Here is a 24,791-nt window from a genome sequence, read left to right on the forward strand (position 1 = left end):
CGGAAGCCCGCGGGCACCACCACCGCCGCCACGGCGGTGGTGGTGCGGCGGCGGTGGCGCGGCGGGCCGGCCCGCCGGCGTACAGGACCCGGAGCTGTGCGGTCCTCGTCACGGCAAGGCCGTCTCCAGGGCGGTCCGCAGCGCGTCGGGGGTGGTGAACAGGTGTCCGCCCATCCCGAGTTCGCGGGCCGCGCGCACGTTGTCCTCCCGGTCGTCGACGAACAGGACCTCCTCGGGCGGCAGTCCGAGGGCGCGCAGGCACCACTCGTAGGCCGCGGGTTCGGGTTTGGCGCTGCCGATCCGGCAGGACAGGCCGCGCACGGCGAACCGCTCCAGCCACGGCTGGGTGGCCTCGTAGCGGACGGCCAGTTCCTCGGGGATGTTGGAGAGGAGTCCGAGGGTGAGCCCGCGCTCGGCCAGCTCTTCGAGCAGTGCGACGGCGCGCTCGTCCACCTCGCTCCAGCTGGCCAGGTCGGCGGCGATCAGGTCGGCGGTCCGGCGTGCGTCGGGGGTGATGCCGAGGGAGGCGCAGACGCCGTTCCAGTAGGCCACGCCGTCGACGTCGCCGCGGTCGTAGGGGGCGCGCTGCGACCAGTACGCCGCCCAGAAGCGGTCGGGGTCGCCGCCGGCGACGGCCTGGAGGGCGGCCTGCGCCCGGGGTGACTGGACGCGGGCGATGACTCCGAACATGTCGAAGAGGACGGCTTTCATCCTCGGTCTCCTCGCTTTCGGGACGGACGAAGGGGGGTGCGGGGGTTCACGGCGTGATGACGGCCTCCGCGCGGCCCTTGCCCCGCGGGCCGGGCACGCCGCCGGGGTCGGGGGCGTGGCGGCGCAGCCACAGGCTCAGGACGCCGCAGACGACGGCGAGGAGGAACAGCACCAGGGGCACGGTCTTCACCTCCATCGTGCCGATGACGGCGCCGAGCAGCGGGGGAAAGGCGACCCCGCCGATCATCGAGGCGGCGATCACGTACGCGCCGGCCGCGCCGACGCCGGGGACGGCCCGGTTGAGCCAGGGGAGGCAGGTCGGGAAGATGGGCGCGATCATCAGGCCGACGCCGAAGTACGCGTACGGGGCGAGGGCCGGAACGGTGGCCAGGAGCAGGAAGCCTGCCATCCCGGCGCAGCAGACGGTCAGGATCGAGGGGGCGGACCAGCGCAGGCTGAGCGGGGCGACGACGAAGCGGCCGACGGTCATGGCCGCCCAGTAGGCGGAGGTGGCGGTCGCGGCGGTGGCGGCGCCGTAGCCGACGGCCTCCAGGTGGGTGGGCTCCCAGCCTCCGACGCCGGTCTCGATGGCGACGTGCAGGACGTAGATGCCGATGAACGCGGCGATGATCGGCATGACCCGCGCCCCGCCCCCGGCCGTGCCCTCGACGGGCGCCGGCGCGGGCTCGCGGGCGGCGACGCCGCCCAGGGTGAGCAGGATCAGCAGGCTGAGCACGCCGACGCCGATGAAGATGCCGGGGTAGTTGTCCGCGCCGAGCCAGCCGATCAGGGCCGGTCCCGCGATGGCGCCGATGCCGAAGTGCCCGTTGAGCAGGTTCAGCATGGCGGTGCTGCGGCGGCCGAAGCCGACGGCGAACAGCTGGTTCAGGCCGTAGTCGATGCCGCCGAATCCGACGCCGATGACGAAGGCGCCGGCCAGGGCCGGGATCCAGCTCGGCGAGAAGGCGAAGACCGCGGAGCCCGCGGCCATGAGCACGTACGAGCCGCCGAGCAGCACGCGGTTGTTCAGGCGGCCGCGCAGCACGTGGTAGATCAGCACGCCGAGGAGCGCGCCGACGAAGTGTGCGCTGAGGCTGAGACCGGCGACGGCGGGGCTGATGCCGAACTCCTCCCGCAGCGCCGGGATGGCCGGGCCGTACAGCGCCTGGAGGGCGCCGATCACCACGAAGGCCACGCACGAGGCGACGATCGCGACGGTGCTGAGCAGGGGCCTGGTCGCTTGCGACAGGTCACCCTCACTGGTGGCGGACATCGGTCTCCTCATCGTCCATGGGCGGAATGAACATCTTCCTCGTCCACAACGGCATGAAGTTCACACCGGCCATTCCACATTACGCACACGCGATGTTTGTTTCAACAGCCTCCATGTTCGGAACGCACCTGGCAGGGGCCCCGCGCGCCCCCTTGTGCTAAAAGCAGACACATGAACGTGATGGAGAGGCACAAGCTCGTGGTGGGACTGCTCATGCAGCAGAACCGCGCGACCGTCGCCGAGCTGGCCCAGGCCACCGGGGCGTCCGAGATGACCGTCCGACGGGACCTGGAGGTCCTGGAGTCCCGGGGCGCGCTGCGCCGGGTCCGCGGCGGCGCCGTCAGCGCCCTGCCGGGCGGCGTCGAGCCCCCGTACGCCATCCGGGCGATGTCCGCGACGCAGACCAAGGAACGGCTCGCCCGCGCCGTGGTCGAGCTGCTCACCGACGGCGAGACCGTCGCCCTGGACACCGGCAGCACCGCCGTGGCCGTCGCCAAGGCCATGGCCGGCCGGCAGTTCACCGTCTCCCCCCTCTCCCTGCACGCGGCGTTCGCCCTCTCCCCGAATCCCGGCATCCAGCTCGTCCTCCCGGGGGGCCAGGTGCGCCCCGAGGAGCTTTCCTTCTACGGGCAGACCCCCGTACAGACCTTCCGCGACCTCTGCTTCGACACGTTCGTGCTGGGCTGCTGCGGCATCGACCCGGCACAGGGCGCCACCGCGTACAACCTCGACGACGTCCAGGTGAAGCGGGCCGCGGTCGCCTCGGCCCAGCGCGTGGTCCTCGTCGCGACCGCCGACAAGCTCGGCCGCGTCGCTCTCGGGCGGATCTGCTCCGTGGAGGAGATCGCCATCGTCGTCACGGACGCTCCCGCCGACTCCCCCGCGGTCAAGGCACTGCGGGAGCGCGGCGTGGAGGTGGTCCATCCGGCGGACGGCTGAACCGTCCCTTTCGCCAGCATCGGAGGGGAAAGGCGCCCGGGCCAAGGGGGGACGACCGTCGTGTTGGCGACTGTCGGGAAGACGACGGCAGCAAGGTGCGGCAGTTTTCGCCACTTCGCGGCGGTGCCCGTCCGCCCTCCCCTCCCACACCGGCGGCGGGTTGCGGACGGGACGGGAGGGACGTCCGGGGCCGTTGGCGGCAAGAATTCATGTCCGATACACGTTCATGGGGACGGCGCGACGGAACGGAGTCTTCTAGCATCGCGGTCGTCGCGACGGATGCGAACCAGAAAGCAGCGACATGGACTCAGCCGCACCGCAGCTCCCCCCGGACCGTGACCGGCCCAGGGAGCTCACCCCGGAAGAAATGGCCCTGTACCGCGAGTTCGCCGAACACGGCCCGCTGCACGCCGGCCAGTTGCACGGCCGGCCCGACGGGCAGCGGACCACCGCGACCCTCGACTCCCTCCTCTCCGCCGGCCTCGTCCAGCGGATCGGCCCCGAACGCTTCGCCGCCGCCAACCCCACCGACGTCTCCGAACGCCTCCTCAAGCGCTGGGAGGAGCGCGTCCAGGGGGCCCAGCTCGACCTGCTGCGCATGCGCGGCCAGCTCGCCGAGCTCGCCATCGTCCACGCCGCCCGCCAGCGGACCCTCCAGGGGCCGCCGCTGGAACGGGTGGAATCGGCGGGCGAGTTACAGAGGATCGTCGAACAGCAGGCGGCCGCCTGCACCGACGAGGTCCTCAGCGCCCGGCCGGGCGGCCCCCACCCGGCCGACGCGATCCGCCGCGCCTTCGGCCACAGCCGCGACCTGCTGGCCCCCGGCGTCGGGGTCCGCACGCTGTACCAGCACTCCGCCCGCTTCGACCCGACGACGGTGCGGTTCGAGGAGCGGATGGCGGCCCGCGGGGCGGAAGCCAGGACCGTCTCCGGGGGGCTGACCAGCTGTCTGGTCTTCGACCGGCGACTGCTCGTGCTCCCGCTCCAGGACACCGGGGACGGGGCGTTGCTGGTCCGCAGCCCGGAGCTCGTCGCGTTCATCGGCGAAACGTTCGACCTGCTGTGGGCGGCGGGCGAGGACCTCGGCAAACCGCGCGAGAAGGCCTTCGTGCAGGACATGGCCGACCAGACGAAACGTTCCATCCTCCAGCACCTGGTCGACGGCGACGACGACCGCGCCACCGCCCGCGCCCTGGGCATCTCCGTACGCACCTGCCAGCGCCACGTGGCCGCGGTCATGAAGCAGCTGGGCGCGACGAGCCGTCTCCAGCTCGGCTACCTCGCCCACCGGCACGGCCTCCTCCGGCCCGACGAGCCCCCGGCCACGTTCGCGGACGGCCTGCGCCCGACCACGAAGGTACGTCAGGTCTGCTCCCCCGAGAGGAGCGGCTCGAAGGAGCGGTAGGCGGCGTAGTTCCTGAAGTGCCGGGCGTACAGCTCCGAGCCGTCGGTGAGGCGCTCGTCGAGCACCTCACCGACGTCGACGACGTGCCGCAGCCGCCAGGTGATCAGCTCGCCGGCTTCGTTCTCGTAACTCGTCTCCAGGCTCCTGCCGTGCGCTTCCGCCTTCTCGCGGGCCCGCGCGCCGTCGGCCGCGGTCAGCAGGACGAAGCTCTCCTGGTAGAGCGGAGCGTGATCGGGGGTGCCGGCCGAGCTCTCGCACAGCAGGACGGCGATGTACGTGGGCATGGTCCCGGCTATTTCTTGAAGCGGTTGTCGTTCAGGAGCTTCCAGGCGGTGTTGCACGAGCTCTCCCGGCAGCCCTTGAGATAGCCGAGCGTGTCGCCGTAGTGCTGCCCCGGGAACACCTGCCGGATGGAACCCCGCCGACAGCGGGAGATGAAGTTGGTGGCGATCTCACCCAGGTTCTCGTTCGCCGCACAGACGTCATCGGGACGGCGCTCGGTGGCGAGACGGGCGGGAGCGGGGCCGGCGGCCGCCTCCGCGGCCAGGGGGGAGCCCGCCAGCGCGCCGCCCGCCAGGACGGCGGCCAGCACGCAGCGGATCGCGAGCTTCCGCACGTGGGTGCCCATCGGATCAGCAGCCCGCCATCTTCTCGTAGGCGATCCAGACCTCACCCTTGTTGTTGAGGCTGACGTTTCCGGTCTTGTGGAGCCCGGTGTACTTCCCGCGGTACTTCCGCAGCTCCCCGACGGGCGATTCCAGCGTCATGTAGGGGGAGTCGGGCTTCCAGTCCCCGGAGAACTTCGCGTAGACCTCGTTGGTCCCGTCCGTGCCGCTCGCCCAGCAGGGGCGGGAGCCGGAGTAGAGCACCAGGTTGCCGTCGTACTGCATCTCCAGGCGGTAGCCGCCGTTCCGGAGGCAGTGGCCGGGGATGAGCCGGTCGGTGAAGGACGTGCCGTCGTTCCGGCACTCCTCGAATACCCGGACGCCACTGTGAGCGGCCCCGGCGGGGGCGGCCGTGGCCTGCCCCGTCACGGCCGCGAGGACGGTCATCAGGTTCACCGCGACGAGTACGCACATCCGGGAGACGTTCCTCATGCAAGCTGCCTTTCGTGAGCGCTCTTCCTCTGCGATGACAGAGCGTATCGACAGCCATACACTGAGTCGCCGGAATCGGAGGAACTCTCACCCGTTAGGGCAGGGCTTCCTGAGCAGTCGGGTCGCCGCGCGGCCGAACATGAGGCGGGCCGCGCGGTTCAGGGCGCCGTCGAAGAGGCGGGGCAGGAAGCGGACGCGGAGTTCCTCCCGCCACACCACCCGGCTGCCGCCCCCCGGTCCGGGCCGGACCTCGATCTCCGCCCAGCCCAGGACGACCCGGCCGCGCTTCTCCAGCCGGCACAGGCCGGGCTCTTCGCCCGTCGGCGGGCGCCAGACCGTCACCTCCATGACGTCGTCGACGCTCACCGGTCCGAGGCCCGACCGGGCCACGAAACGCGTTCCCTCGCGGGTCGGCGGCGCGGTGAGCACCTCGATCCTGGTCAGCGGGACCACGTCGGCGTGGCGGGGCCATTCCGTCAGCCGGCGCCACGCCTCCGCAGGGGCGAGCGGGGGCGTGCGTTCGAGGGAAAAGGGGGGCACGGCACGATCGTAGGGAATCGGCGCCGTCCTGACGGTGTTCCTCGGCGGTGACGGGTGTGGCAAGCCGGCTGCAAGTGGCCGGCAACCCCGCTCCGAAGACTGGGCGCATGACCACGAACAAGGTTTCCGACCCCGCCGTCCACCCCTACACCCGTGAGATGGCGATGATCCACCAGGTGTTCCGTCGCGAGTCGCGCCTGCTGGCCGAGCTCGTCCAGGACGTCCGGCCCTCGGACACCGCGCGGGCCCGGATTCTCGCCGAGCACTGGCGCCAGTACACCGTCGGCCTGCACGCCCACCACACCGGCGAGGACGAGGTGCTCTGGCCGGTCCTCCTCCCCCACCTCGACCTCGACGCCGAGCAGGTCCTCGCGATGGGGGCGCAGCACCGCGAGCTGACCGAGGGTATGGACGAGGTCCAGGTGCTCATGGACCGCTGGCAGGCACGGGCGCTGCCGGCGGACCGCGACGAGCTGGCCGAGGCGCTGCGCCGGCACCACCGGCAGCTGTGCGCCCATCTCGACGAGGAGGAGCGCGAGGTCATGCCGCTGGTCGCGCTCCACGTGGGCGGGGAGGACTGGCGGGCGGTCGGTGAGCGGGGCCTCGCCGAGACGCCCAGGGACCGGCTGATGATCGCCCTGGGAGCCATCCTGGAGGACTGCCCGCCCGAGGAGCGCCGGGAGTTCCTGGCCCGCCTGCCCGTCCCGGCGCGGGTGCTGTGGAAGCTGCTCGGGCAGCGGCAGTACCGGCGCGAGACGCGTCGGATCCGCGGCCGGCGCGCGACCGCCGCGTGAGCCGTCGTACCGGCGGGCGGCGTCCGCGTCCGCGTCCGTCCGTACCGTCCCACCGCACTTCCCGTACCGATCGAGGAAAGCCCGCCGATGCGCTTCGGATTCTCCGTCCCCCAGTTCGGCCCGTTCGCCGATCCCGGCCGCACGGCCGCCATGTGTACGGCCCTGGAGGCGCTGGGCTGCGACAGCCTCTGGGTGGCCGACCGGCTCCTGGCGCCGCTGACCCCGCCCGAGGGCTACCCGGGCGGACCGATGCCCGTCCGCTACGGCACGCACCTCGATCCACTGCTCGCGCTGGGCGTGGCGGCCGCGGCGACCTCGCGGGTGCGCCTGGGCAGCAGCACCCTCAACGCACTGTGGCAGCCGCCCCTCGTGCTCGCACGGGCGCTCACCACCCTCGACCTGATCAGCCGCGGACGTCTGGACGTGGGGCTCGGGCTGGGCTGGATGCGCGAGGAGTACGAGGCGGCCGCGGTGCCGTGGCAGGGGCGTGGCGCTCGGCTGGAGGAGACCCTGGACGTCCTTGAGGCCGTGTGGCGGTCCGGCACGGTGGTCCACACCGGCCCGCTGTGGACGATTCCGCCCTCGACCGTCCTGCCCCGGCCCCTCCAGAGCCCGAGGCCCCCGCTCCTGCTGGGCGGGTTCACCCCGTTCGCCCTGGAGCGGGTCGGGCGGCGTGCGGACGGCTGGCTCGCGGCCTCGATGCCGCTGCCGTACTTCGACGGTCTCTGGGCGGTGGCCCGCGAAGCGGCCGAGCGGGCGGGACGCGACCCGGGGGCGCTGCGCCGGGTGTTCCGCGTCAACGCCCACGTCACCACGGCCGAAGCGGACCCCGCGCAGACCCATCGGCGGGGGACCGTGCGGCAGATCTGCGACCACCTGAGGGCGATGTGCCGGGCGGACACCGACGAGGTGCTGGTGGACCTCCAGTTGACGACGGACTCCCCCGAGGAATACCTGGATCTGGCGGCGCGGTTCACGGCCGAGCTGACCGGCGGCTGACCCCGGCCGTTCCTACGCGGGCGCGGACGCCGCCGGCGGGTCGGCCAGGGCGGCCCGGGCGGCGGCCTCCCAGTGCGGCGAGTCCCAGGCGGCGGCCACCCGCACGGCTTCGTGGAAGTGGCGCCGGGCGTCGTCCGGGCGGCCCAGGAACCGGGCGAGTTCGCCCAGGGTCTGGGCGACGGGCCGGAAGACGAGGCTGAGACTGCTCGCCCCTCCCGCCAGCCCCGCGAGGGGCAGCAGGTCCGCGTAGACCTCGGCGGCCGCTTCCCGGTCGCCGAAGGCGACGGCGGCCGCGCCGCGCAGCCCGGCGAGGATGGAGTAGGCGAAGTCGGGCAGCAGCGGAGCGCGCCGGGCGAAGACCTCGCGGGCTTCGTCGGGGCGTCCCGCGGCGAGCAGGGCGAGCGCGGTGAGGGCCTCGTTGTGCGGCTGGTACTGCTCCCACACGGCGAGGAGCACGGGGAGGACCTCCGCGAGGCGGCCCTGCCGCAGCCGTATGCACCCGAGGGCCAGACCCGCCAGACCGCTGAGGTCCACCGCTCCCCGGGCCCGCAGTTCCGCCACCGCCGCGCCCAGCTCCCGTTCCGCCTCCTCGAAGCGCCCCTGCGCCATGGCGAGCATGGGGCGGCGCAGCCGGGCCACCGCGAACGCGCCCTGGAGCTCGTAGGTGCGGGCGATGCCGTCGGCGCGCACGAGGCAGCGCTCCATGTGCTCGGGGTCGTTGCGGGCGGCGGCGATGCGGGCGGCGGTGTAGGCGCTCATCCAGGAGTACTCGGGGCTGTCCTGGGAGGCGGCCACCTCGGTGAGTTCCTCGTGGAGCGGCAGGTAGGCGCCGGGGTCGAGTTCGCAGTCGACCCGGCGCAGCAGCGAGGTGAGGGTCAGCCCCCGCAGGCGTGGCTCGCCCATCGCCCGGGCGACCTCCACGGCCTGGTACGCGACGGTCAGGGCGCGCGGATCGGTGTCGTCGAGCGCGTCGGCGAGCTGGTCGAGGAGCAGGCAGCGCTGCCGGTCGGCCAGGCTTCGGTTCTCCAGCAGCCTGCCGAGTTCCGCGACGGCCTCGGGGTCGGAGTCGGCGTACGCGCGGACGCGCCAGGGGGTCGGTTCGGTCCAGGTCGTGTAGGCCGCGGTCAGCAGATCGGCGCGTCCTTCCGCGCGGGCGACCCGTACGGCTTGCCGCTGCGCCTCGCGGGCGGGCACCACGGCGCCCATCCGGATCCGGCAGTCGACCAGTTGGCCGAGCAGCAGGACGCGCAGCAGGGAGGCGTCCTGGCCGGCGAAGGCGGCCGGGTGGTCGGTCAGCAGGCGCAGGGCCTCGCCGAGGAGGGTCTCCGCGTTCTGCGGTGCGTAGCGGCGTACGGCCTGCTCGCCCGCGAGCCGGGCGTGGTGGACCGCCGGGCCGGCGTCTGCGGTGACGACCGCCGAGGCGCGCAGGAGGTGGTGGGCGGTGGCGGCGACGTCGTCGGAGCCGAGCGCGATCAGGCTCCGGCCGAGGCGGGAGTGCATACGGGCCAGCCGCAGGCGGGTGAGGTCGGCTTCGAGGGCGTCGCGTACGAGGGCGTGGCTGAAGCGGACGGTGCCCGGTCGCGGTTCGCTGAGCAGTCCCGCGGTGATGCCGGCGTCCAGGGCGTCGAGGAGCTGATCGGCGTCGTGGTCCGCGGCGTGGACCAGGAGGGCGACCGGGGCCTCGCGTCCGGCGACGGCCGCCAGGCGCAGCCCGGCCGTGACGGTCGGCGCGAGCAGGGCCAGCCGGCGGCGCAGCACGTCCTGGACGCCCTGCGGGATGCTGGCCAGCGCCTTCTCCTCGCCCTCTCCGGCCAGCAGGAGCGAACTCTCGCGCAGGTAGAAGGGGTTGCCGCCGGCGCGTTCGGCCAGGGCCGCCGCGGCCCGGTCGCTCATGCCGGCCGCCGTGCGCCGCAGCAGCGCCTTCGCCTGGGTGTCCGACAGTCCGTCGAGTGCCAGGCGTACGGGCGGGTGGGCGGCGAGGCGGGCGAGTGCCGCGGTCAGGTCGCCCTCGCCGGTGCGGTACGAGCCGACCAGGAGCAGCGGTACGTCGCGCAGCTGTTCGGCACACAGCAGGAACAGCTCGACGCTCTCCTGGTCGCCCCGGTGCAGGTCGTCCAGGAGGACGGCCAGCGGCTGCCGCAGTGCCGTGTCGCGGAGCCAGCCGAGCAGGGCCTTGTGGAGCCGGAAGCGGCGGGCGGGGCTGCCGTCCGGCTGCGCGGGGCCGGTCTCGGTGCCCGGGGCCAGCAGGGGGGCGAGCTCGTCGGCGTACGGGCCGGGCGGGGAGGCCTGCGCGAGGTCCGGCAGCATGTCGAACCAGGCCCGGCCGGGCGGGGCGCCCTCGGTCTCCGGGCACTGTCCGAAGGCGGTCAGCCAGCCCTGTGCGGGCAGTTGCCGGAGGGTGGCCTCCAGGAGGCTCGATTTGCCGATTCCGGCTTCTCCGGAGACCAGGACCACCTGAGCCCGGCCGGCGCGGGCCTGGTCGGCGGCGGCGGAGATGCGGGCGAGTTCCTCGTCGCGGCCCAGGAGGCGGTCGGCGGCGAGCACCGTCGGGGTGGCGGGCGGCGCCGTCTGCGGCGGGGCGTGGGGCACGGCGGACGCGGCGGGTACGCCGGGTGCGGCGGGTACGCCCGGTGCGGCGGGTACGCCCGGTGCGGCGGGTACGCCCGGTGCGGCGGGATCGGCGGTCTCCCGGTGGAGCAGGTCGAACCGCTGGTGCAGCAGGGCCTGTTCCAGCTCCAGCAGGGCGGGGCCGGGTGCGACGCCCAGGTCCTCGTCCAGGAGGCGCCGGGCCTGCCGCAGCGCGGCCAGGGCGTCGCCCTGACGGTCGTGGGCCCACAACGACAGGGCCAGCAGCCGCCAGCCCTCCTCGTGCAGCGGCTGCTCCCTGGTCAGAGCCCTCGCGTCGGCGAGTACCTGTGCGGTCTGTCCGCAGCGCAGCCGGGCCGCGGCGAGCCGTTCGCGGGCGCCGCGCCGTATCTCCTCCAGGCGGGTGCGCTCCCCGGCGGTCCACGGTTCGTCCGCGAACTCGGCGTACGGCTGACCGCCCCAGGTGGCGAGCGCCCGGGTCAGGCACTCGGCGGCGATGTGCGCGGGCAGTCCCGCCGCCGAGCCGGCGGCCACCTGGTCCTCGAACACCCAGGCGTCGACCGCGTCCCGCTCCACGGCGAGGGCGTAGCCGTAGGGCGCGCTGACCAGCACCCGTGCCGGGGTGCGGGGCGGCCGCCGCGGTTCGAGGGCTCGCCGCAGGCGTGCGACGTAGGCGTGCAGCGACGCCTGCGCGCTCGGCGGGACGCGCGTCGGCCACAGCCGCTCGATGATGCGCTCCGTGGGAACGACCGACCCGCGGGCGACCAGCAGTTGGACCAGGACCATCCGTGCGAGCCGGCCCCGGGTGTCGACCGGACGGCCGTCGACCTCGGCCCGGAAGGGGCCGAGCACCTTCAATGTGATCATGACAAGAACATCGTAGACGGGTCCCTGGTCAGGGGTGGGTCTCCCCTCAGCTCCCCTCCGCCGCCGCCCCCGGCTCCGCGAGGGCGCGGAACCGGTCCCACTGCACTGTCGGGCGGCGCAGGCCTCGGCGCCGGAGGTAGCGGTCGGTGGACCGCTTCGTCCGCCTCAGGACCCGCAGGGCGTCGCTCGCACGCCCCGAGCCCATGGGCTCGACGACGGCGGAGGGCGTCAGGAGCCATCCCGCGCCGGTATGCCGCAGGTCGCCGCGCACGAGCGCGTTGTACATGTGGTGGAGCAGTTCGTCGTGCCGGTGGACCAGCAGGCTGGCCGCTCCCGGCTCGACGGGGCAGTCCGGCGGCACCTCGACCAGATAGCCCGACCGCGTCGGCCGCGGGCGGGTGCGGGCCAGGACCGGGGCCCCCGAGGCATCGCGTGCGGCGAGCACCGCCGAGGGGAGCCGCCCCAGCTGTTCGGCTCCGGGGAGCAGCGACGGGCCGGCCACGGCGGGCGGCAGGTCGTGGTGCAGGAGCTCTTCCAGCGGCGGCCGCACCATGACCTGTTCCGGCGTGACCGTGATGAGGAGGCGCAGGTAGTACCAGGACATCAGCGGCCGCAGGGGAAGCCGGAGGTACGCGCGGCTGTGCGGCTGCCGCTCGAAGAGCGTGCGCCAGTACTCCTCGGCGCCCCGCGGGCCCGCCATGACCGTGTCCGGGCACTCGGCGCGGCCGGTGACGAAGATCTGCGGCGCGTGTGCGAGACCGCTGCCCGTCGGGTCGGAGAAGAGCAGGGCCACCCGGCCGTCCCGCCGGACGTTGAACGCCTTCTGCGCGAAGGCGAGGGAGGTGGTCAGCAGCAGCGTCCCGTCCTCGCGGCGTGCGACCGCCGTCGGCCAGGCCAGTGGCGTTCCGTCCTTGGCGAGGGTGACGAACTCGCAGGTGCGGTAGGCGTCCAGGACGCCGGGCGGGGCGGAGTCGAGCAGCGTCATCGCGCCGCTCCGGGGGGTACTGCGGGGAGACACGGTCGTTCGCTCCAGGGTCGAATGCCGACAGGGGATACGACACCGTGCCCGGCCCCTCTTGGCACGCACTTGGCGCCGACTTGCCGCCGCGTGCGGATCAGCGGGCGATGGAGATCGCGAAGGGTGCGAATCCACTGGCCCGGATCACGTGCGGTACGAACAGGATCGCGGCCTCCGTGGCGCGGGCGGTCCGGATCCCGCCGAGATCGGTGATCCACTCGCTGCGCCAGCCGAGGTCGAGGAGCAGTTCGCGGACGGTCTCCTTGGCCTGCGGGTCGTCGCCGGAGAGGTAGGCGTCGGGCGCCCTGGTGAGCGTGGCCGGGGCGGTCATCACCGGGAAGAGCATGGTGTTGAGCGTCTTGACGACGCGGGTTTCGGGGAGCGCTTCCTGGAGTTGCTCGGCAAGGCTTGAGCCGGGATAGATCAGGTCGGCGGGCAGTCCGTCCGGTCCGTCGACGGTGGCGTTGGAGACGTCGACGAGGATCTTGTCGCGCAGTTCCCCGCGCAGGGCGACGAGCCGGTCCAGCGAGCCGGCGCCCGGGGTGGCGTTGATGACGATCCGGGCGGTGCGGGCGGCGTCGGCGGCGGCGCCCGGCGTGCGGTCCGCCACGGTCACCTCGTGCCCTGCCCGGGTGAGGGCTGCGGCCAGGCTGCCGCCCACGCGGCCGTTTCCGAGAACTGCGATCCTGGTCATGATGATCTGGTCCTTCCGTGCGTGCGGTTGGTGGTGCGCGGTCAGCGTGAGAGCGTGGCGACGGCCTCGGCGTGGACGCCGGGCGCGGCGGCCAGGAGGCTCTGGCTCTGCGGGGTCCAGGGGCGGCCCTCGGCGTCGGAGATCCGTCCGCCGGCCTCGGTGACGAGCAGCGCCCCGGGCAGGAGGTCCGCGCGGGCTCCGGCGAACTGCCAGAAGGCGTCGATCCGGCCGGCGGCCACGTCCAGCAGGTGCAGTGTCGCGGGCACGGCGGTGCGGACGACGAGCGCGTCGAAGAGCATCGCGGTGATCGAGGAGCCGACGCGCCGCACGACCTGCTCGTCCTCGTCCGGCCGGGCCTGGCTGGTGGCCACGATGCTCAGGCCGAGGTCCGCGGTCTGGGAGACGCGCAGCGGCCGGCCGTCGAGGTGGGCGCCCGCGCCGGTGAGCGCGGTGTAGGTCTCGCCGGTCAACGGGAGGTGGACCGCGGTGAGCACCGGCCGGTTCTCGCGCACGAGGGTGGCGGTCACCGCCCACTCCGGCAGGCCGTGCAGGTGGTTGACGTTGCCTTCGGCCGGATCGACGACCCACCATTCGCCGGGCGGCAGCGCCCCGCCGTCCAGTTCGTCCTCCACCCAGCCGGCGGCCGGGCGCAGTGCCGTGAGGCGGGGGCGCAGGATGTCGAGGGCCGTGTCGTCGTTGGCGGCGAGCGCACGCATCAGCTCTTCGCGGGTCCGGTAGCGGACCACCTCGCCGAAGCGCTCGCGCAGCGCGGCACCGGCCGCGCGCACGGCGATCGCGGTCCGGCCGAGCAGGTCGGCGTCGGAGGCGGCGACATCAGTGGCCTGAAGCGTTTCGGGCATGGCGGTACTCCCAGGTGAGGAGGGGTGATTGAGGCGGTCCGGTCCGGGCTGTGCGTTCCGTGCCCCGCTCTGGTTTCGAAGGTATCCACCTCCTTGATTAACTTCAAATGCATGTCAAGCACGCCTAGGATTACTCAGATGCAATTGGATTTGAATCTGCTCGCCGCGCTCGACGCGCTGCTGGAGGAAGGCAGCGTGGCCGGGGCGGCCGCCCGCCTGCACGTCACCGCCCCCGCGATGAGCCGGAGTCTGGGCCGGATCCGGCGCACGACCGGGGACCAGATCCTGGTGCGCACCGGGCGCACGATGACCCCGACGCCGTATGCGATCGCCGTCCGGGCCCAGGTGCATGAGCTGTTGCACCAGGTCCAGGGGGTGCTGGCACCGAGCCGTGAACTCGATCTGGCGACGCTGGAGCGCACCTTCACACTCCGCTGGCACGATTCCCTGGTCGCCCTGAGCGGTGCCGCACTGCTCTCGGCCGTACGGGGACAGGCGCCGGGGGTGCGCTTGCGGTTCGTCGCGGAATCGAGCGTCGACACCCCCGGGCTGCGGCGCGGCGAGGTCGACCTGGAGGCGAACGCCAACCGGCCGAGCGCACCGGACATCCGTGCCGAGAACGTGGGCCGGACCCGCCTGGTCGTCGTCGTGCGGCAGGGGCACCCGCTCACCCGCGTCGGAACCGTCACCGCCCAGCAGTACGCCTCGGCGGAACACGTCACCGTCTCGCGGCGTGGAAACCTCGGCAACGCGCTCGACGACGCCCTCGCGCTGCACGGCCTCACCCGCCGCGTGGTGGCGAGCGTGCCCACCGAAGCGGCCGCGCTGGAGTTCGCGCGCGGCTCCGATCTCCTGGTCAGCGTCCCCGAAGCCACCGCACGGCCGGCGGTCGCCGACCTCGGCCTGGCCGTACTGCCCCTCCCGCTCGAACTGCCGTCGGCGTCGGTGTACCTGTCGTGGCATCAGCGCTACGACACCGACCAGGCCCACGCCTGGCTGCGCGGACTGGCGCGGACGGCGCTGGCCTTGGACGGAGCGTCGCCGTAGTCGGCGCCGGCCGGTGGGCAAGCGGTCTGCCCGGCGTTGTCCTCAGCTCGCCTCAGAGGGGTCTGGATTCGAGGAGTGCCAGCACCTCCGTGCCCTCGTGCACCCGGAACGCCACCGACGCCCTGGCCCGCAGGGCGTCTTCCAGCCGGGGGCGGTAGAGGGGGTGCAGGCGGGTGAGGGCGTCGTCCACCTCCGCCCATTCGGCCGCGCTGGCCTCGGCGGTGGGGCCGGGCTCTCCGGACACGGCGGTCGCGAGGAACACACCGGCGAGGATGCCGCGGCTGGGGTGCTGGTAGACCCCCACCAGGCCGTGGACCTCCACGTGGACCCCGGTCTCCTCGTGGGTCTCGCGCCCGGCCGCGTCCTGGAACGCCTCGCCCGGGTCCACCAGTCCGCCCGGGAGTTCCCAGCGTTCGGGGGTGCGGCGGCGGGTGATGAGCACGCGCCCCGCGGCGTCGAAGGCGACGCAGGTGGCCCCCAGGCGGTACCGGTCGCTCATGCGGTGGTCCCGCCCGTCGCGTCGTTGCGGAAGACCAGGAGGTACCTCCAGAAGAGGAGCCGCCGGATGCGGCTTCCGGGGAGGTCCGTTCCGCAGGCGCGGCGGATCTCCGCCAGGGACATCGACGGGGCGGCCACCGGAGCGGTGGAGGCCGAGGGGGGAGCGGGCGAGCGGCGCTCCGCGAGGAAGACCGCCGCTCGGTACGCGGCGTTGACGGGCACGGCCAGGAGGCTCAGCGCGCGGTCCGTGAAGGAGGTCTCGCGGTAGCAGCCGAGGATCACCAGGACGCCGTCGTCGGTGAGGGAGGCGCGAAGCGTGCGGACGGTCTCGAAGGGGACGTGGTGGATGCTGGCCAGGCAGGCGATGAAGTCGTAGGTGCCCGGTCGCGGCTCCAGCCGCGTGACGTCCGCCCGCTCGAAGCGGACGCGTCCGGGGAGTTCGGCCCCGGCGCCGCGCTCCCGGGCGATGGCGATGACGCGCTCGTCCGGGTCGATGGCGTCCACCTCGATCCCCCGGCGGGCGAGTTCCGTCGCGAACCGCCCCTCGCCACAGCCCACGTCGAGGGCCCTGCGGCAGGAGGCGGGGAGCTCGCGGAGCAAGAGGTCGTGGTAGTGGTCATTGTGGTTGAACGGCACCGTCGCATCATGGCACGGGGCCACGGGGGCGGCGCAGCGCCAGGGCGGCGGGCAGCAGCCAGGCGACGCCCAGGAGCTGGCCGGCCAGCACGTCGACACCGAAGTGCACGCCGAGGAACACCCGGCTCCACGCGACGAGTTCGGCCGCCACCGCCGCCAGTACGAGGAGCGGCCCCGCCACGCGCCGGGGCGTGCGGGCGCCGGCGTACAGGGCGGCCAGCAGGAAGCCGGTGGTCACGCCGACCGCGTGTCCGCTCGGGAAGCCGAAGCCCTCGGCGTGGAGCGCGGCGCAGCCCAGCGCGGGGCGCGGGCGCTGGACCCGGTCCTTGAGCAGGTTGCAGCTCAGGGTGGCGGCGTACGGGACGAGGAGGAGGACGGCGGCGCCGGTGACGTCCCGCCGCAGGAGGGCGTAGGACGCCGATCCGACGGCGAGGAGGGTCACCGGCCACGGGTCGCCCCAGGAGGTGAGCGCTTCCAGGATCCGGACGCGCCCGCCGCCGTCGGCCGCCCAGGAGCAGAGCGCGGCGCTCAGCTCCCCGTCCCGCCGCAGGGTCAGGAGGAGCAGCAGCAGCAGGACGGCGTGTACGGCGGCCCACCACGCGAGCCACACCGGCCACACCGGCCGCAGCGGCCATCGGGCCCGCGACCGGGTGCGGCTCGGTGTGCTCATGCCGGGCTGTCGGACTTCGCCAGGTGCTCCAGCAGTTCGCGCGGGGTGCGGATGGTCCGCAGGGTGCTGTCCTCCAGCTGACAGCCGAACTCGTCCTCCACCCGGCTGATGATCTCCATCTGGTTGAGGGAGTCGATGTCGAGGTCGCCGAAGGCCACGTCGATCTGCTCCCGCGAGAAGGGGCTTCCGGTGATCTCTTCCATCAGGGGCGCGAGGACGGCGAGGAATTCCTGCTCGGTCATGGACGTGGTCCCTTTCGTGAGAGGGGGCGGGCGCGCCAGTGCATGCGGGTGGCGGTCAGTGCCCAGACCGCGGCGGCGAAGACGCCGAGCACCGCCATGTCGGCGAGGGCCCGGTGGCCGTCGGGGCTGGTCAGGGAGGAGCGCAGGCCGTCGGCCGCGTACACCGCCGGGTTGAGGCGGCCGATCCGGACCAGTACGTCGGGGAGCAGGTCCGGGGGGACGGCGACGGGTCCGGCGGCCATCATGACGAGGGTGGTGGCCAGGCTCAGCGAGGACGCCTGTTCGATGGTGGCGGACCTGCTGCCGATGAGGGCGCCCAGCCCGGCCGAGGGGAGCAGCGCGAGCAGCAGGCAGGCCGGGGCGAGGGGGGAGAACGCGAGCCGGACGTCGAGGAGGGCCGAACCGAGCAGCAGCGTCACCGCGATGGCGGGCAGGGCCAGGACGGTGAACGCCGCCAGTGTGGCCAGGATGAGGGCTTCGCGCCGCACCGGGAGGGCGGCGTAGTACTCGAAGGCGCCGTTGCCGCGCATGAAGGCGAAGTTGCTGGCGATCCTGTTCTGGGTCTCGAAGAGGATCGCCATGGTGACGCTGCCCGTGAGGACGTACTCGGTCGCCCCGGCGCCGGAGTTCCTGGCGAAGAGGCCCAGGGCGGCGATGCTGACGAGCGGGGCGAGGGTCCCGGTGAGCACCATCTGGGGCCAGGACCAGCGCCAGTTGGTGAGCTGGATCCGGAACAGGTCCCAGACCTGCCCGGGGAAGCCCAGCCCGCGTTTTCCGTCATGCGTAGCTGACATAGACGTCTTCCAGGGTCGCGGTGTGCAGCGTGAACTCGGGGAACCGGGTGAGGTCCACCTCCTTGGTCAGGCGGGGCAGGTCCGCGGAGTCGACCAGGGCGACGACCCTGCCGCGGTGCAGGTGCTGCACCTGGGCGTAGTCGGGCAGTTCGTGCGCCTGCCCTTCGCCGAGGGTGATCGACAGGCGTACCCGGGAGTGCAGGGAGGACTTGAGTGCGGCGGGGGCGCCCAGGGCGACGAGCCGGCCCTCCTTGAGGATCCCCACGCGTTCGATCACCTGTTCCGCCTCGATGGCGTTGTGGGTGATGAGGACGATGGTGCGGCCGTCGCGCTGGTTGAGGTCCCTGAGCAGGTGCCACACCTGGCGGCGGCGGGAGGGGTCGAGTTCGTTGGTGGGTTCGTCGAGGATGAGGACGGGGGGCGAGCCGCTGAGGGTCACCGCGATCTGCAGCAGCCGGCGCTCCCCGCCGGAGAGTTGCCGGGCCACCTTGCCGGCCAGGCCGGTCAGGCCGAGCAGTTCCAGCAGGGCGTCGCGTTCCCGCCGGGCCGCCCGGGCGGTGACCCCGCGCAGGTGGGCGCTGAAGTAGACGGCCTCCTTGACGGTCAGGCTGTTGAGGGCGAAGGCGGTCTGCGGCATGTAGCCGACGGTGGAGGCCGTGAAGCGGGGGTGGGCGAGGACGTCCCGGCCGAGGAGCCGGACCGTGCCCCGGTCCGGCCGTACCAGTCCGATCATCTGTTTGATCAGGGTGGTCTTTCCCGCTCCGTTGCTGCCGAGGAGTCCGAAGAACTCGCCCTGGCCGATGCGGAAGGAGATCTCCGTATTGGCCGGCCGGGCGGCGCCGCCGAACTGCTTGTGCAGGCCCTCGACCTCGTACGCGCTGTCACTCGCGGTGTGTGCCATGTCAGGTTCCCCGGGTGGCCCGGAGCCAGGTGCTGCGGACCACGGCGGCGGCGCCCGTGATGTCCGCGGGGGGCGTCGACCGTACCGCCGCGCTCCCGAAGGCGCGGTAGAAGCCGTTCATGGCCGGATCCGAGGGGAGGTACCCGTGGGAGGCCGAGGCCACGGCCTCCGCGGGCGGAGCGCCGGCGTACTGGAATTCCACGTGCCGGCCGCAGGCGACCGTCAGCCGCCCCAGCCGGGGGCTGCCCACGGGCAGCTTCAGCCGGTCCTGCTCGGCGGCCGGGAGCACCCGCACGGACGGATCGAGCGCCAGCAGCGCCCGTCCGACGAGGTCCTCCTCCTCGGGGCGAAGCGGTACGTCGGCGTAGAGGTAGGCGCAGTTGCTGTCGCCCTGGAACACCATGCGGTCGGCCAGGCCCAGGTCCGCCAGTACGGTGTCGGGCCGCAGGTGCGTCTCGACGTAGTCGATGCCGTGGTCGGAGAAGAGCAGGTACTGCGCCTGCTCGCCCACGGCCTCCGCGAGCCGTGCCACGCAGGCGTCGATCCGGGCGTAGACGTCCAGGATCTGCTGCCGGGCCCGGTCGCGTTCGCCGGCGCCGCCGCGGACCGCGTGCCAGTACAGGAACTCCTGTGCGTGGTCGGCCTGGTTGAAGCGGACGAAGAGGACGTCGGGATCGTGCCGCTCCAGCACCTCCAGGGCGGTCCGCTCCACCCATTCGGCGCGGGGTGACTCGTGGAAGGCGTGGTGCGGGTTGGCGGTGTACTCGACGTGCAGCGAGGCGGGCCCCTCCCCCGGGCGGCCGGCCACCTCCAGCCCGCCGAACCCCAGGGTGATCACGGCGGTGCCCAGCCGCAGCCCGATCCGGTCACCGCCGAGCGGCCGGCACGAGACCGCCACCGACACCGAGCCCGAGGGCACCGCGACGTCCAGCCGGACGGGCTCCGGGCCGGCCACGGACGCGGTCCCTTCGCCGCCGCCCACCCTGACCGTCCCGGACCGCCGGTCCACGTGCAGGTACAGGCGCACCTCGTGCCCCGGGTACGGGACGTCCACCCATCCGTCGGCCGCCCCGGCGGCGGCCGGCGCGAGCGGGACGACGAGCTCGCGCGCGGGAGCGTAGAGGCAGTAGCAGCCGGGGGACGTCTGCCGGACGGTACGGGAGAAGGTCTGCGGGAAGTGCACGGCGGCCGCGGAGGCGCCCTGGCCGGCGAACCAGTCGAGCAGACCGGGTGCGGTCAGCGAACTGCTCTCGTACGGGTGGAAGGAGGACAGCGGGTCCTCGGCGCGCTCCCGGATCTCCCGGGCGTCCTCCCGCTCCCAGAACCGGTTCCCGACGATCCCGTGCCCGTTCGGGTGCGTGCCCGTGAGGAAGGAGGCGTGCGAGGGGGCCGTCGAGGAGGGGAAGACGCTGCGCAGGTCGTGGACGGGGGTACCGGGCAGGGTGGTCAGCGCCCGGCTCAGGTTGAAGAAGTCGTGCTCCCGGATGACCCCGGGAAGGCCGCCGTCCACGCAGATGACGACCAGCCTGCGTCGTCCGGTCATGCTCCCGCCCCCGTCCTGTCCGAGGGTCCCCGCTCGACGGCGGGGACCGTGTTGTGCCGGTGCAGCAGCCAGGCTCCGCCCGGGTGCCCGGGCCGGTACTGCCAGTGGGTGATCGCGCCGTGGTCCACCAGCAGCTCGATCCGGCTTCCGCCGCCGCACAGCAGCTCGTTCACGGCGTCGAAGAAGCCGCTGTGGGTGACCAGTACGATCCGCTGGTCCGCCGCGGCCCGGCGGCACAGCCCGCTCACGCAGGCGGCGACCCGGGTCAGGAACGCGTGCCAGGACTCCGCGCCCGGGGGCGGCGGATGCAGCCGGTCCTCCCGGGGGTGCGGCAGGGGCCCGCCCCCGGGCGCGGCCCAGGCGATCTCGTTGAGGCGCGGGTCCTCCCGGACGGCGAGGCCGGTGCGCCCGGCGACGAATTCCGCGGTCCGCCGGGCCCGCGGCAGCACGCTGGTGCGCAGTTCGGTGGGGCCGCGTCCGGCCAGCCACCGGGCGGCGGCCCGGGCCTGCAGCCGCCCCCGCCCGGTCAGGTCCGCACCGTGCGGAAGGTGTGTGCCGCCGCGGTCCTCGGCGTGGCGCAGTAGGTAGAGGTGCATGTCACTCCAGCGAGGCGGGGGCGGTGGTGTGCCAGTCCCACGCCGTACGGACGATGTCGTCGAGGTCGCGCTCGGCCCGCCAGCCGAACCGGCTCAGCGCCAGGCCCGGGTCGGCCCAGGACAGCCCCGGGTCGCCGGGGCGGCGCGGCGCCACGGCGACGGGGGTGTCCTTGCCCGAGACCCGGCGCAGGGCGTCGACCAGTTCGCGCACGCTGACCGGCCTGCCGCGGCCCAGGTTCACGGGGCCGCAGCGCGCGGGGTCGTCGAGGCCCTCCAGCACGCGCAGGTGCGCGGCCGCGAGGTCCTCGACGTGGACGTAGTCGCGCAGCGCCGTGCCGTCGGGCGTCGGATGGTCCTCGCCGAAGATCCGCAGGACGGGGGCCAGGCCGAGGGTGACGCGTACGGCCACCGGCAGGAGCTGGGTCGCCGAGGGGCCCGCGTACTCCCCCCACGAGGCGTCGTCGGCCGCGCCCGCCGCGTTGAAGTAGCGCAGGGCGGCGTGGCGCATCCCGGTGGCCTGCGCGTAGGAGGCGATCATGCGCTCGCCCACGTACTTCGTCTCGCCGTAGGGGCTCTGCGGCCGGACCGGCGCGGTCTCGTCCACGGGGCAGATCTGCGGGGTGCCGTACACCGCGCAGGAGGAGGAGAACACGAAGCGCTCCACCCCGGTGCGGGCGCACAGCGCGAGCACGTTCTGCGTTCCGGTGACGTTCACGTCGAAGTAGGTGGCGATGTCGCGCAGCGAGGCCTCGGAGGACTTCAGGGCCGCGAAGTGGATCACGGCGTCGGGGCGGAACCCCTCGAAGGCCGGGGCCATCGCCGCGGTGTCGCGTACGTCCACGACGTGCAGGCGGCTGTGCGGGACGGCTTCGCGGCGGCCGGTGCTGAGGTCGTCCACGACCTCGACCTCGTGGCCGGCGGCCAGCAGCCGCCGTACGGTGAAGGAGCCCACGTACCCGGCTCCCCCGGTCACCAGCACTCTCATCGCACATCGCCTCCATCGGGTCGTACGGACAGGGGGCCGCGCAGTTCCCGGCCGGTCATGAACGCCTCGGCCGCCTCCACGCCGACCTGCGTGCCCCGGTAGGACGCCAGGGTCCGCACGGCTTCCGGGGAGCGCGGGTGGGGCGGTTCGAAGACCTCGTAGGGGTAGGCGGCCAGCGCCCGGCACTTGGCTTCGACGTGCCCCGTCACGTCGTAGAACAGGTTCGGTGCGAACGGGGCCGCCAGGCCCGTCTGCTGCTCCGTCGACGACAGGACCTCGAAGTGCAGCACCTGCCGGACGGATCCGGCCCCCAGGATCCGGGTGCCGTACACCACCGCCCGGGCCACGCCGCGGTGGTCGGCGTGGATGTCGCCCGGGTGGTGGGTGAGGACCATCTCGGGGCGCGCCGCGCGCAGGGTCCGGCCGACGGCGTCGACCACATGGCGCTGCGGGAGGTCGGCGAGGAGGCTGCCGTCCACGGCCAGGCCGCCGAAGGAGACCTCGGCGGCGCCGAGTGCCTCGGCGGCGGCCCGGCAGCGGTCGCGGGCGTGCTCGATCGTCACGCCCCGGTGCCGCAGGGAGACGCCCTCGGCGAGGATGTGGACGTGCACGTGCGCGCCCTGCCGGCTCAGGGCGGAGAGCGTCGCTCCGGCGCCGAGCACCTCGTCGTCCGGGTGCGCGGCGATGACCAGGACCTTCACGCGTCCTCCGCGGCCGGTCGCCCGGGGGCGGCTGCGCCCTGCCTGACCAGCGCGCCCATGGCGTAGAGCCGGCGTACGAGCGCGGCGGGGCCGGTGCCCGGGGGCGTGAGCAGCCGGCGCGGCTCACCGGCCTCGACGGCCGTGCGCAGGGCGGCGTAGGTGTCGCGGTCGAGCTCCATGATGTGCGACGTGCGCGGTACGAAGACGAAGCCGCCCTCCGCCTCCTCGCGCACCCGTACGTCGTCCCAGGCCAGTTCGTCGAGGAGCGCCTGCGGGCCGAGCCGGTCCAGGGCCAGGAGGTCGAGGCGGTGGACGAGGTACTCCGCGCGCCGCGCCGCCCGGTGGCCGCCGCGCACCGCCTCGGATCCGGCGGCCCCGTACGCCCGGGCGGCCTCCGGGTCGTCCAGGAGCCGGCGCATCGCCTGCCGGAGGTCCTCGTCGTCGAGGACCAGCAGGCCGTGCCGCTCGTCCTCCACGAACTCGGGGATGCCGCCCTGGGCGGAGGCGATGACGGGACGGCCGGCGGCCATGGCCTCCTTCAGCGCGAGCGGGCCCGTCTCGGGGACGGTGCCGGCGAGGACGACGGCGTCGCAGGCCGCCAGCAGCGGGGCGACCTGTGTCTGGTGGCCGGTGAACCGGACGCGGTCGGCGACGCCCCGTTCCGCGGCCTGGCGGCGCAGTTCCTCCCGCAGCGGCCCGTCACCCGCGACGAGCAGCAGCGGCTGCGTGGCCGTCGGCGGGAGGCCGAGGTCGGCGAGGGCGTCGATCACCCGGTCGACGCCCTTCTCCCAGGAGAGCCGGGCCAGTACGAGGAACACGAACCGGTCGGGCGGCAGTCCCAGTTCCCGCCGTGCGGCCTCGCGGTCCGACGCGTCCAGGGCCGCGAGCAGCGGGTCCCCGACGCCGCTGGTGAGGACCTCGACCTGTTCGTCCCGCAGGACGCCGGCCTTGATCAGGGGCTCGAACTGGCGCCGGCGCTGTTCCCGCGAGGTGGCGAGGACGAGGTCCACGCCGCTGAACAGGCCGCGCACCTCCTCGGTGGTCCCCAGGGGGAAGGCCGAGTGGCGGAAGAGGACCACGGCGGCGTCGAGGCCGTCCCGGGCGCGGGCCCGGTGGACGGCGGCGGCGTCCGCGCGGCCGGTGACGCAGACGATGCGGGGGCGGAGGTCCGCGAGCGCCTGGCTGACCGCGTCGGCGGCGTCGGCGGCAGCGGCCGCGTCGGCTCCCTCGGCCGCGTCGGCCGCGTCGGCGGCGAAGGGCGGTACGGCGACGGCCCGGAGCCCGGCGGCGCGACACTCGCGGAGCATCGCGCCGCCTTCCTCCGCGAGGACGGTGACCGCGTGGCCCGCCCCGGCCAGCCCGAGCGCCGCGTCGTACATGTAGCGGTGTTTTCCGCCCCAGACCTGGTCGGAGACGGTAAGGACGATCTCCATCAGTTCCGCACACCCCTCCCGAAGATTCCCGGGCACGAGCCGGGGATGGTCCACAGTGCGCCGAAGGCGCGCAGCGCCGCCGGGCGGGCCTCGCCCACCCCGCCGAGGACGGCGTAGGTCATACCGCTGGCCCGGGCCTCGCGCAGGCACTCCTCGATGAGCGCGGTCGCCAGGGACAGGTCGCGGCCGCGCGCCCCGGGGACGAGCGCGATCGCCGAGAGCATCCCGAGCCGCGCGGTGTCGTAGGCGAGGAAGCCGAGCAGGCGGTCCTTGGGCGGCAGTTCCCTGTCGCGGTCGACCACGATCACCGAGGAGATCGGGTCCCGCGCGAACGAGCGGTGTATCTCGCTCGCCCAGCCGCCGCCGAAGGTCTCCCTGAGCCAGTCGACGATCAGCAGTTCCTCACTGGCCTCGGGACGGCGCACCCACAGGTCCCGGCCGCCGACCGTCAGGGACGTGGGCGTGGAACTCGGCTTCCAGGTGCGAAAGTCGATGAAGAGGTCCGCCCATTCCAGGCTGCGGTCGTCGCGGGCCACGGCGCTGCGGGGCTCCGTGGAGTCCGGGATCCACCACGCCGCGCGGCTCAGCTCCGGCGGGAAGCGGTCCGCGTGCGCGCCGACCTCGACCAGCGCGTACGCGTAGCCGAGCCACAGCAGCCGCTCCAGGGCCGCCCGGACGAGGAGCCAGTGGACGTCGGCCCGGTCCGCCGCGGGAACCGTGCCCGCCACTTCGACGGCGCCGACGGTGCCCGGCCCGTCGGCGTTGACGGCGCACCGGCCCAGGAGGGTCCCGTCGCGGTGCAGTTCGACGGCCGACTCGGCCCGCGGGCCGGCGCCCGGCCGGACCCGTACGGCGACGGGGGCCGCCCCGGCGGCGGCGTTGGCCTCGGCGGCTGCGGCGGGCAGGGCCCGGAGCCCCGGGGTGAGGTCGTACAGCCGTATCAGTGCCTCCCTGGCCACGGC

General features: G+C 73.9%; 27 protein-coding genes. 5 read left to right on the forward strand and 22 right to left on the reverse strand.

All coding sequences use genetic code 11. The annotated features are described in order from the left end of the window. Positions 1–108: 108 nt before the first annotated feature. Both ACZ5NJ_RS03445 and ACZ5NJ_RS03450 read right to left on the reverse strand, forming a co-directional pair. Entirely contained in the window at positions 109–711 is a 603-nt protein-coding gene (locus ACZ5NJ_RS03445; RefSeq protein WP_468762239.1) for an HAD family hydrolase, read from the reverse strand. Positions 712–757: 46 nt separating this feature from the next. Then, positions 758–1,984: an MFS transporter gene (locus tag ACZ5NJ_RS03450; RefSeq protein ID WP_468762241.1), complete on the reverse strand. Its 1,227-nt coding sequence runs from the start codon at positions 1,982–1,984 to the stop codon at positions 758–760. Between the two features lie 96 nt (positions 1,985–2,080). Between ACZ5NJ_RS03450 and ACZ5NJ_RS03455 the strand changes: the two genes are divergently transcribed. Continuing rightward, on the forward strand, positions 2,081–2,923 hold the full coding sequence (locus ACZ5NJ_RS03455; protein ID WP_468762244.1) for a DeoR/GlpR family DNA-binding transcription regulator: 843 nt from the start codon (positions 2,081–2,083) through the stop codon (positions 2,921–2,923). A gap of 301 nt (positions 2,924–3,224) precedes the next feature. Beyond that, positions 3,225–4,328 (forward strand): helix-turn-helix transcriptional regulator, encoded by a 1,104-nt coding sequence (locus ACZ5NJ_RS03460; protein WP_468762246.1) that lies wholly within the window; start codon positions 3,225–3,227, stop codon positions 4,326–4,328. Here the strand turns inward: ACZ5NJ_RS03460 and ACZ5NJ_RS03465 are convergent. The 4 genes from ACZ5NJ_RS03465 to ACZ5NJ_RS03480 form a co-directional block, all read right to left on the reverse strand. Then, on the reverse strand, positions 4,286–4,612 hold the full coding sequence (locus tag ACZ5NJ_RS03465) for a DUF4288 domain-containing protein (RefSeq protein ID WP_468762248.1): 327 nt from the start codon (positions 4,610–4,612) through the stop codon (positions 4,286–4,288). The two genes, ACZ5NJ_RS03460 and ACZ5NJ_RS03465, sit on opposite strands and share 43 nt — an antisense overlap. A gap of 8 nt (positions 4,613–4,620) precedes the next feature. Next, positions 4,621–4,956 carry a hypothetical protein gene (locus tag ACZ5NJ_RS03470; protein WP_468762250.1) on the reverse strand — a complete coding sequence of 112 codons (336 nt, stop codon included), beginning with the start codon at positions 4,954–4,956 and terminating at the stop codon, positions 4,621–4,623. 4 nt (positions 4,957–4,960) lie between these two features. Further along, a complete protein-coding gene (locus ACZ5NJ_RS03475) occupies positions 4,961–5,425 on the reverse strand; it encodes a hypothetical protein (protein WP_468762252.1) in 465 nt (154 codons plus the stop codon). Positions 5,426–5,512: 87 nt separating this feature from the next. Continuing rightward, entirely contained in the window at positions 5,513–5,965 is a 453-nt protein-coding gene (locus ACZ5NJ_RS03480; protein ID WP_468762254.1) for an SRPBCC family protein, read from the reverse strand. 107 nt (positions 5,966–6,072) lie between these two features. On the opposite strand from ACZ5NJ_RS03480, the gene ACZ5NJ_RS03485 reads away from it, so the two are divergent. Together ACZ5NJ_RS03485 and ACZ5NJ_RS03490 are read left to right on the forward strand one after the other, a co-directional pair. After that, complete coding sequence (locus ACZ5NJ_RS03485) at positions 6,073–6,759, forward strand: hemerythrin domain-containing protein (protein ID WP_468762256.1); 687 nt, start codon at positions 6,073–6,075, stop codon at positions 6,757–6,759. Between the two features lie 87 nt (positions 6,760–6,846). Next, positions 6,847–7,758: an LLM class flavin-dependent oxidoreductase gene (locus ACZ5NJ_RS03490; RefSeq protein WP_468762259.1), complete on the forward strand. Its 912-nt coding sequence runs from the start codon at positions 6,847–6,849 to the stop codon at positions 7,756–7,758. 12 nt (positions 7,759–7,770) lie between these two features. Here ACZ5NJ_RS03490 and ACZ5NJ_RS03495 read toward each other — a convergent pair whose 3' ends face one another. The 4 genes from ACZ5NJ_RS03495 to ACZ5NJ_RS03510 all read right to left on the reverse strand — a co-directional run bounded on the left by ACZ5NJ_RS03495 (position 7,771) and on the right by ACZ5NJ_RS03510 (position 13,783). Then, positions 7,771–11,211 (reverse strand): BTAD domain-containing putative transcriptional regulator, encoded by a 3,441-nt coding sequence (locus ACZ5NJ_RS03495; protein WP_468762261.1) that lies wholly within the window; start codon positions 11,209–11,211, stop codon positions 7,771–7,773. A gap of 46 nt (positions 11,212–11,257) precedes the next feature. Then, complete coding sequence (locus ACZ5NJ_RS03500; protein WP_468762263.1) at positions 11,258–12,196, reverse strand: pyridoxamine 5'-phosphate oxidase family protein; 939 nt, start codon at positions 12,194–12,196, stop codon at positions 11,258–11,260. Positions 12,197–12,326: 130 nt separating this feature from the next. Beyond that, positions 12,327–12,923, reverse strand: a complete 597-nt coding sequence (locus ACZ5NJ_RS03505; protein WP_468762265.1) for an NADPH-dependent F420 reductase — start codon at positions 12,921–12,923, stop codon at positions 12,327–12,329. Between the two features lie 41 nt (positions 12,924–12,964). Beyond that, positions 12,965–13,783 (reverse strand): inositol monophosphatase family protein, encoded by an 819-nt coding sequence (locus tag ACZ5NJ_RS03510; RefSeq protein ID WP_468762267.1) that lies wholly within the window; start codon positions 13,781–13,783, stop codon positions 12,965–12,967. Between the two features lie 138 nt (positions 13,784–13,921). Between ACZ5NJ_RS03510 and ACZ5NJ_RS03515 the strand changes: the two genes are divergently transcribed. Beyond that, a complete protein-coding gene (locus ACZ5NJ_RS03515; protein WP_468762270.1) occupies positions 13,922–14,830 on the forward strand; it encodes a LysR family transcriptional regulator in 909 nt (302 codons plus the stop codon). A 52-nt stretch (positions 14,831–14,882) separates the two neighbouring features. Here the strand turns inward: ACZ5NJ_RS03515 and ACZ5NJ_RS03520 are convergent, their stop codons facing one another. The 12 genes from ACZ5NJ_RS03520 to ACZ5NJ_RS03575 are packed head-to-tail and all read right to left on the reverse strand — an operon-like array spanning position 14,883 to position 24,788. Next, positions 14,883–15,329, reverse strand: a complete 447-nt coding sequence (locus ACZ5NJ_RS03520; RefSeq protein ID WP_468762272.1) for an NUDIX hydrolase — start codon at positions 15,327–15,329, stop codon at positions 14,883–14,885. Beyond that, positions 15,326–15,964 carry a class I SAM-dependent methyltransferase gene (locus ACZ5NJ_RS03525; protein WP_468762274.1) on the reverse strand — a complete coding sequence of 213 codons (639 nt, stop codon included), beginning with the start codon at positions 15,962–15,964 and terminating at the stop codon, positions 15,326–15,328. The genes ACZ5NJ_RS03520 and ACZ5NJ_RS03525 overlap by 4 nt, the downstream gene beginning before the upstream one ends. 7 nt (positions 15,965–15,971) lie before the next feature. Then, on the reverse strand, positions 15,972–16,634 hold the full coding sequence (locus ACZ5NJ_RS03530) for a phosphatase PAP2 family protein (RefSeq protein ID WP_468762276.1): 663 nt from the start codon (positions 16,632–16,634) through the stop codon (positions 15,972–15,974). After that, on the reverse strand, positions 16,631–16,876 hold the full coding sequence (locus ACZ5NJ_RS03535; protein WP_468762278.1) for an acyl carrier protein: 246 nt from the start codon (positions 16,874–16,876) through the stop codon (positions 16,631–16,633). Before ACZ5NJ_RS03535 ends, ACZ5NJ_RS03530 begins: the two co-directional genes overlap by 4 nt. Next, on the reverse strand, positions 16,873–17,670 hold the full coding sequence (locus ACZ5NJ_RS03540; protein ID WP_468762280.1) for an ABC transporter permease: 798 nt from the start codon (positions 17,668–17,670) through the stop codon (positions 16,873–16,875). The genes ACZ5NJ_RS03535 and ACZ5NJ_RS03540 overlap by 4 nt, the downstream gene beginning before the upstream one ends. Then, positions 17,654–18,571, reverse strand: coding sequence for an ABC transporter ATP-binding protein (locus ACZ5NJ_RS03545; protein WP_468762283.1), 918 nt, complete (start codon positions 18,569–18,571; stop codon positions 17,654–17,656). The genes ACZ5NJ_RS03540 and ACZ5NJ_RS03545 overlap by 17 nt, the downstream gene beginning before the upstream one ends. A gap of 1 nt (position 18,572) precedes the next feature. Then, complete coding sequence (locus ACZ5NJ_RS03550; RefSeq protein WP_468762285.1) at positions 18,573–20,114, reverse strand: alkaline phosphatase family protein; 1,542 nt, start codon at positions 20,112–20,114, stop codon at positions 18,573–18,575. Next, the gene (locus ACZ5NJ_RS03555; protein WP_468762288.1) at positions 20,111–20,710 is read right to left on the reverse strand and encodes a histidine phosphatase family protein; all 600 of its coding nucleotides are present in this window, start codon (positions 20,708–20,710) and stop codon (positions 20,111–20,113) included. The genes ACZ5NJ_RS03550 and ACZ5NJ_RS03555 overlap by 4 nt, the downstream gene beginning before the upstream one ends. 1 nt (position 20,711) lies before the next feature. Further along, a complete protein-coding gene (gene galE, locus ACZ5NJ_RS03560) occupies positions 20,712–21,695 on the reverse strand; it encodes a UDP-glucose 4-epimerase GalE (RefSeq protein ID WP_468762290.1) in 984 nt (327 codons plus the stop codon). Beyond that, a complete protein-coding gene (locus tag ACZ5NJ_RS03565) occupies positions 21,692–22,396 on the reverse strand; it encodes a PIG-L deacetylase family protein (protein WP_468762292.1) in 705 nt (234 codons plus the stop codon). Before ACZ5NJ_RS03565 ends, galE begins: the two co-directional genes overlap by 4 nt. After that, the gene (locus ACZ5NJ_RS03570) at positions 22,393–23,829 is read right to left on the reverse strand and encodes a glycosyltransferase family 4 protein (RefSeq protein ID WP_468762295.1); all 1,437 of its coding nucleotides are present in this window, start codon (positions 23,827–23,829) and stop codon (positions 22,393–22,395) included. The genes ACZ5NJ_RS03565 and ACZ5NJ_RS03570 overlap by 4 nt, the downstream gene beginning before the upstream one ends. Further along, a complete protein-coding gene (locus ACZ5NJ_RS03575) occupies positions 23,829–24,788 on the reverse strand; it encodes a GNAT family N-acetyltransferase (protein ID WP_468762297.1) in 960 nt (319 codons plus the stop codon). Before ACZ5NJ_RS03575 ends, ACZ5NJ_RS03570 begins: the two co-directional genes overlap by 1 nt. Positions 24,789–24,791 lie beyond the last annotated feature (3 nt).

The sequence above is a fragment of the Streptomyces sp. NPDC032091 genome (assembly GCF_055580265.1).

Bases quoted from the DNA above. Each gene is read 5' to 3' on its own strand.
- ACZ5NJ_RS03445 (WP_468762239.1), bottom strand. From the start codon at position 711: ATGAAAGCCGTCCTCTTCGACATGTTCGGAGTCATCGCCCGCGTCCAG.
- ACZ5NJ_RS03450 (WP_468762241.1), bottom strand. From the start codon at position 1,984: ATGTCCGCCACCAGTGAGGGTGACCTGTCGCAAGCGACCAGGCCCCTG.
- ACZ5NJ_RS03460 (WP_468762246.1), top strand. From the start codon at position 3,225: ATGGACTCAGCCGCACCGCAGCTCCCCCCGGACCGTGACCGGCCCAGG.
- ACZ5NJ_RS03465 (WP_468762248.1), bottom strand. From the start codon at position 4,612: ATGCCCACGTACATCGCCGTCCTGCTGTGCGAGAGCTCGGCCGGCACC.
- ACZ5NJ_RS03470 (WP_468762250.1), bottom strand. From the start codon at position 4,956: ATGGGCACCCACGTGCGGAAGCTCGCGATCCGCTGCGTGCTGGCCGCC.
- ACZ5NJ_RS03475 (WP_468762252.1), bottom strand. From the start codon at position 5,425: ATGAGGAACGTCTCCCGGATGTGCGTACTCGTCGCGGTGAACCTGATG.
- ACZ5NJ_RS03485 (WP_468762256.1), top strand. From the start codon at position 6,073: ATGACCACGAACAAGGTTTCCGACCCCGCCGTCCACCCCTACACCCGT.
- ACZ5NJ_RS03490 (WP_468762259.1), top strand. From the start codon at position 6,847: ATGCGCTTCGGATTCTCCGTCCCCCAGTTCGGCCCGTTCGCCGATCCC.
- ACZ5NJ_RS03495 (WP_468762261.1), bottom strand. From the start codon at position 11,211: ATGATCACATTGAAGGTGCTCGGCCCCTTCCGGGCCGAGGTCGACGGC.
- ACZ5NJ_RS03500 (WP_468762263.1), bottom strand. From the start codon at position 12,196: ATGACGCTGCTCGACTCCGCCCCGCCCGGCGTCCTGGACGCCTACCGC.
- ACZ5NJ_RS03505 (WP_468762265.1), bottom strand. From the start codon at position 12,923: ATGACCAGGATCGCAGTTCTCGGAAACGGCCGCGTGGGCGGCAGCCTG.
- ACZ5NJ_RS03510 (WP_468762267.1), bottom strand. From the start codon at position 13,783: ATGCCCGAAACGCTTCAGGCCACTGATGTCGCCGCCTCCGACGCCGAC.
- ACZ5NJ_RS03515 (WP_468762270.1), top strand. From the start codon at position 13,922: ATGCAATTGGATTTGAATCTGCTCGCCGCGCTCGACGCGCTGCTGGAG.
- ACZ5NJ_RS03520 (WP_468762272.1), bottom strand. From the start codon at position 15,329: ATGAGCGACCGGTACCGCCTGGGGGCCACCTGCGTCGCCTTCGACGCC.
- ACZ5NJ_RS03530 (WP_468762276.1), bottom strand. From the start codon at position 16,634: ATGAGCACACCGAGCCGCACCCGGTCGCGGGCCCGATGGCCGCTGCGG.
- ACZ5NJ_RS03535 (WP_468762278.1), bottom strand. From the start codon at position 16,876: ATGACCGAGCAGGAATTCCTCGCCGTCCTCGCGCCCCTGATGGAAGAG.
- ACZ5NJ_RS03540 (WP_468762280.1), bottom strand. From the start codon at position 17,670: ATGTCAGCTACGCATGACGGAAAACGCGGGCTGGGCTTCCCCGGGCAG.
- ACZ5NJ_RS03545 (WP_468762283.1), bottom strand. From the start codon at position 18,571: ATGGCACACACCGCGAGTGACAGCGCGTACGAGGTCGAGGGCCTGCAC.
- ACZ5NJ_RS03550 (WP_468762285.1), bottom strand. From the start codon at position 20,114: ATGACCGGACGACGCAGGCTGGTCGTCATCTGCGTGGACGGCGGCCTT.
- ACZ5NJ_RS03555 (WP_468762288.1), bottom strand. From the start codon at position 20,710: ATGCACCTCTACCTACTGCGCCACGCCGAGGACCGCGGCGGCACACAC.
- galE (WP_468762290.1), bottom strand. From the start codon at position 21,695: ATGAGAGTGCTGGTGACCGGGGGAGCCGGGTACGTGGGCTCCTTCACC.
- ACZ5NJ_RS03570 (WP_468762295.1), bottom strand. From the start codon at position 23,829: ATGGAGATCGTCCTTACCGTCTCCGACCAGGTCTGGGGCGGAAAACAC.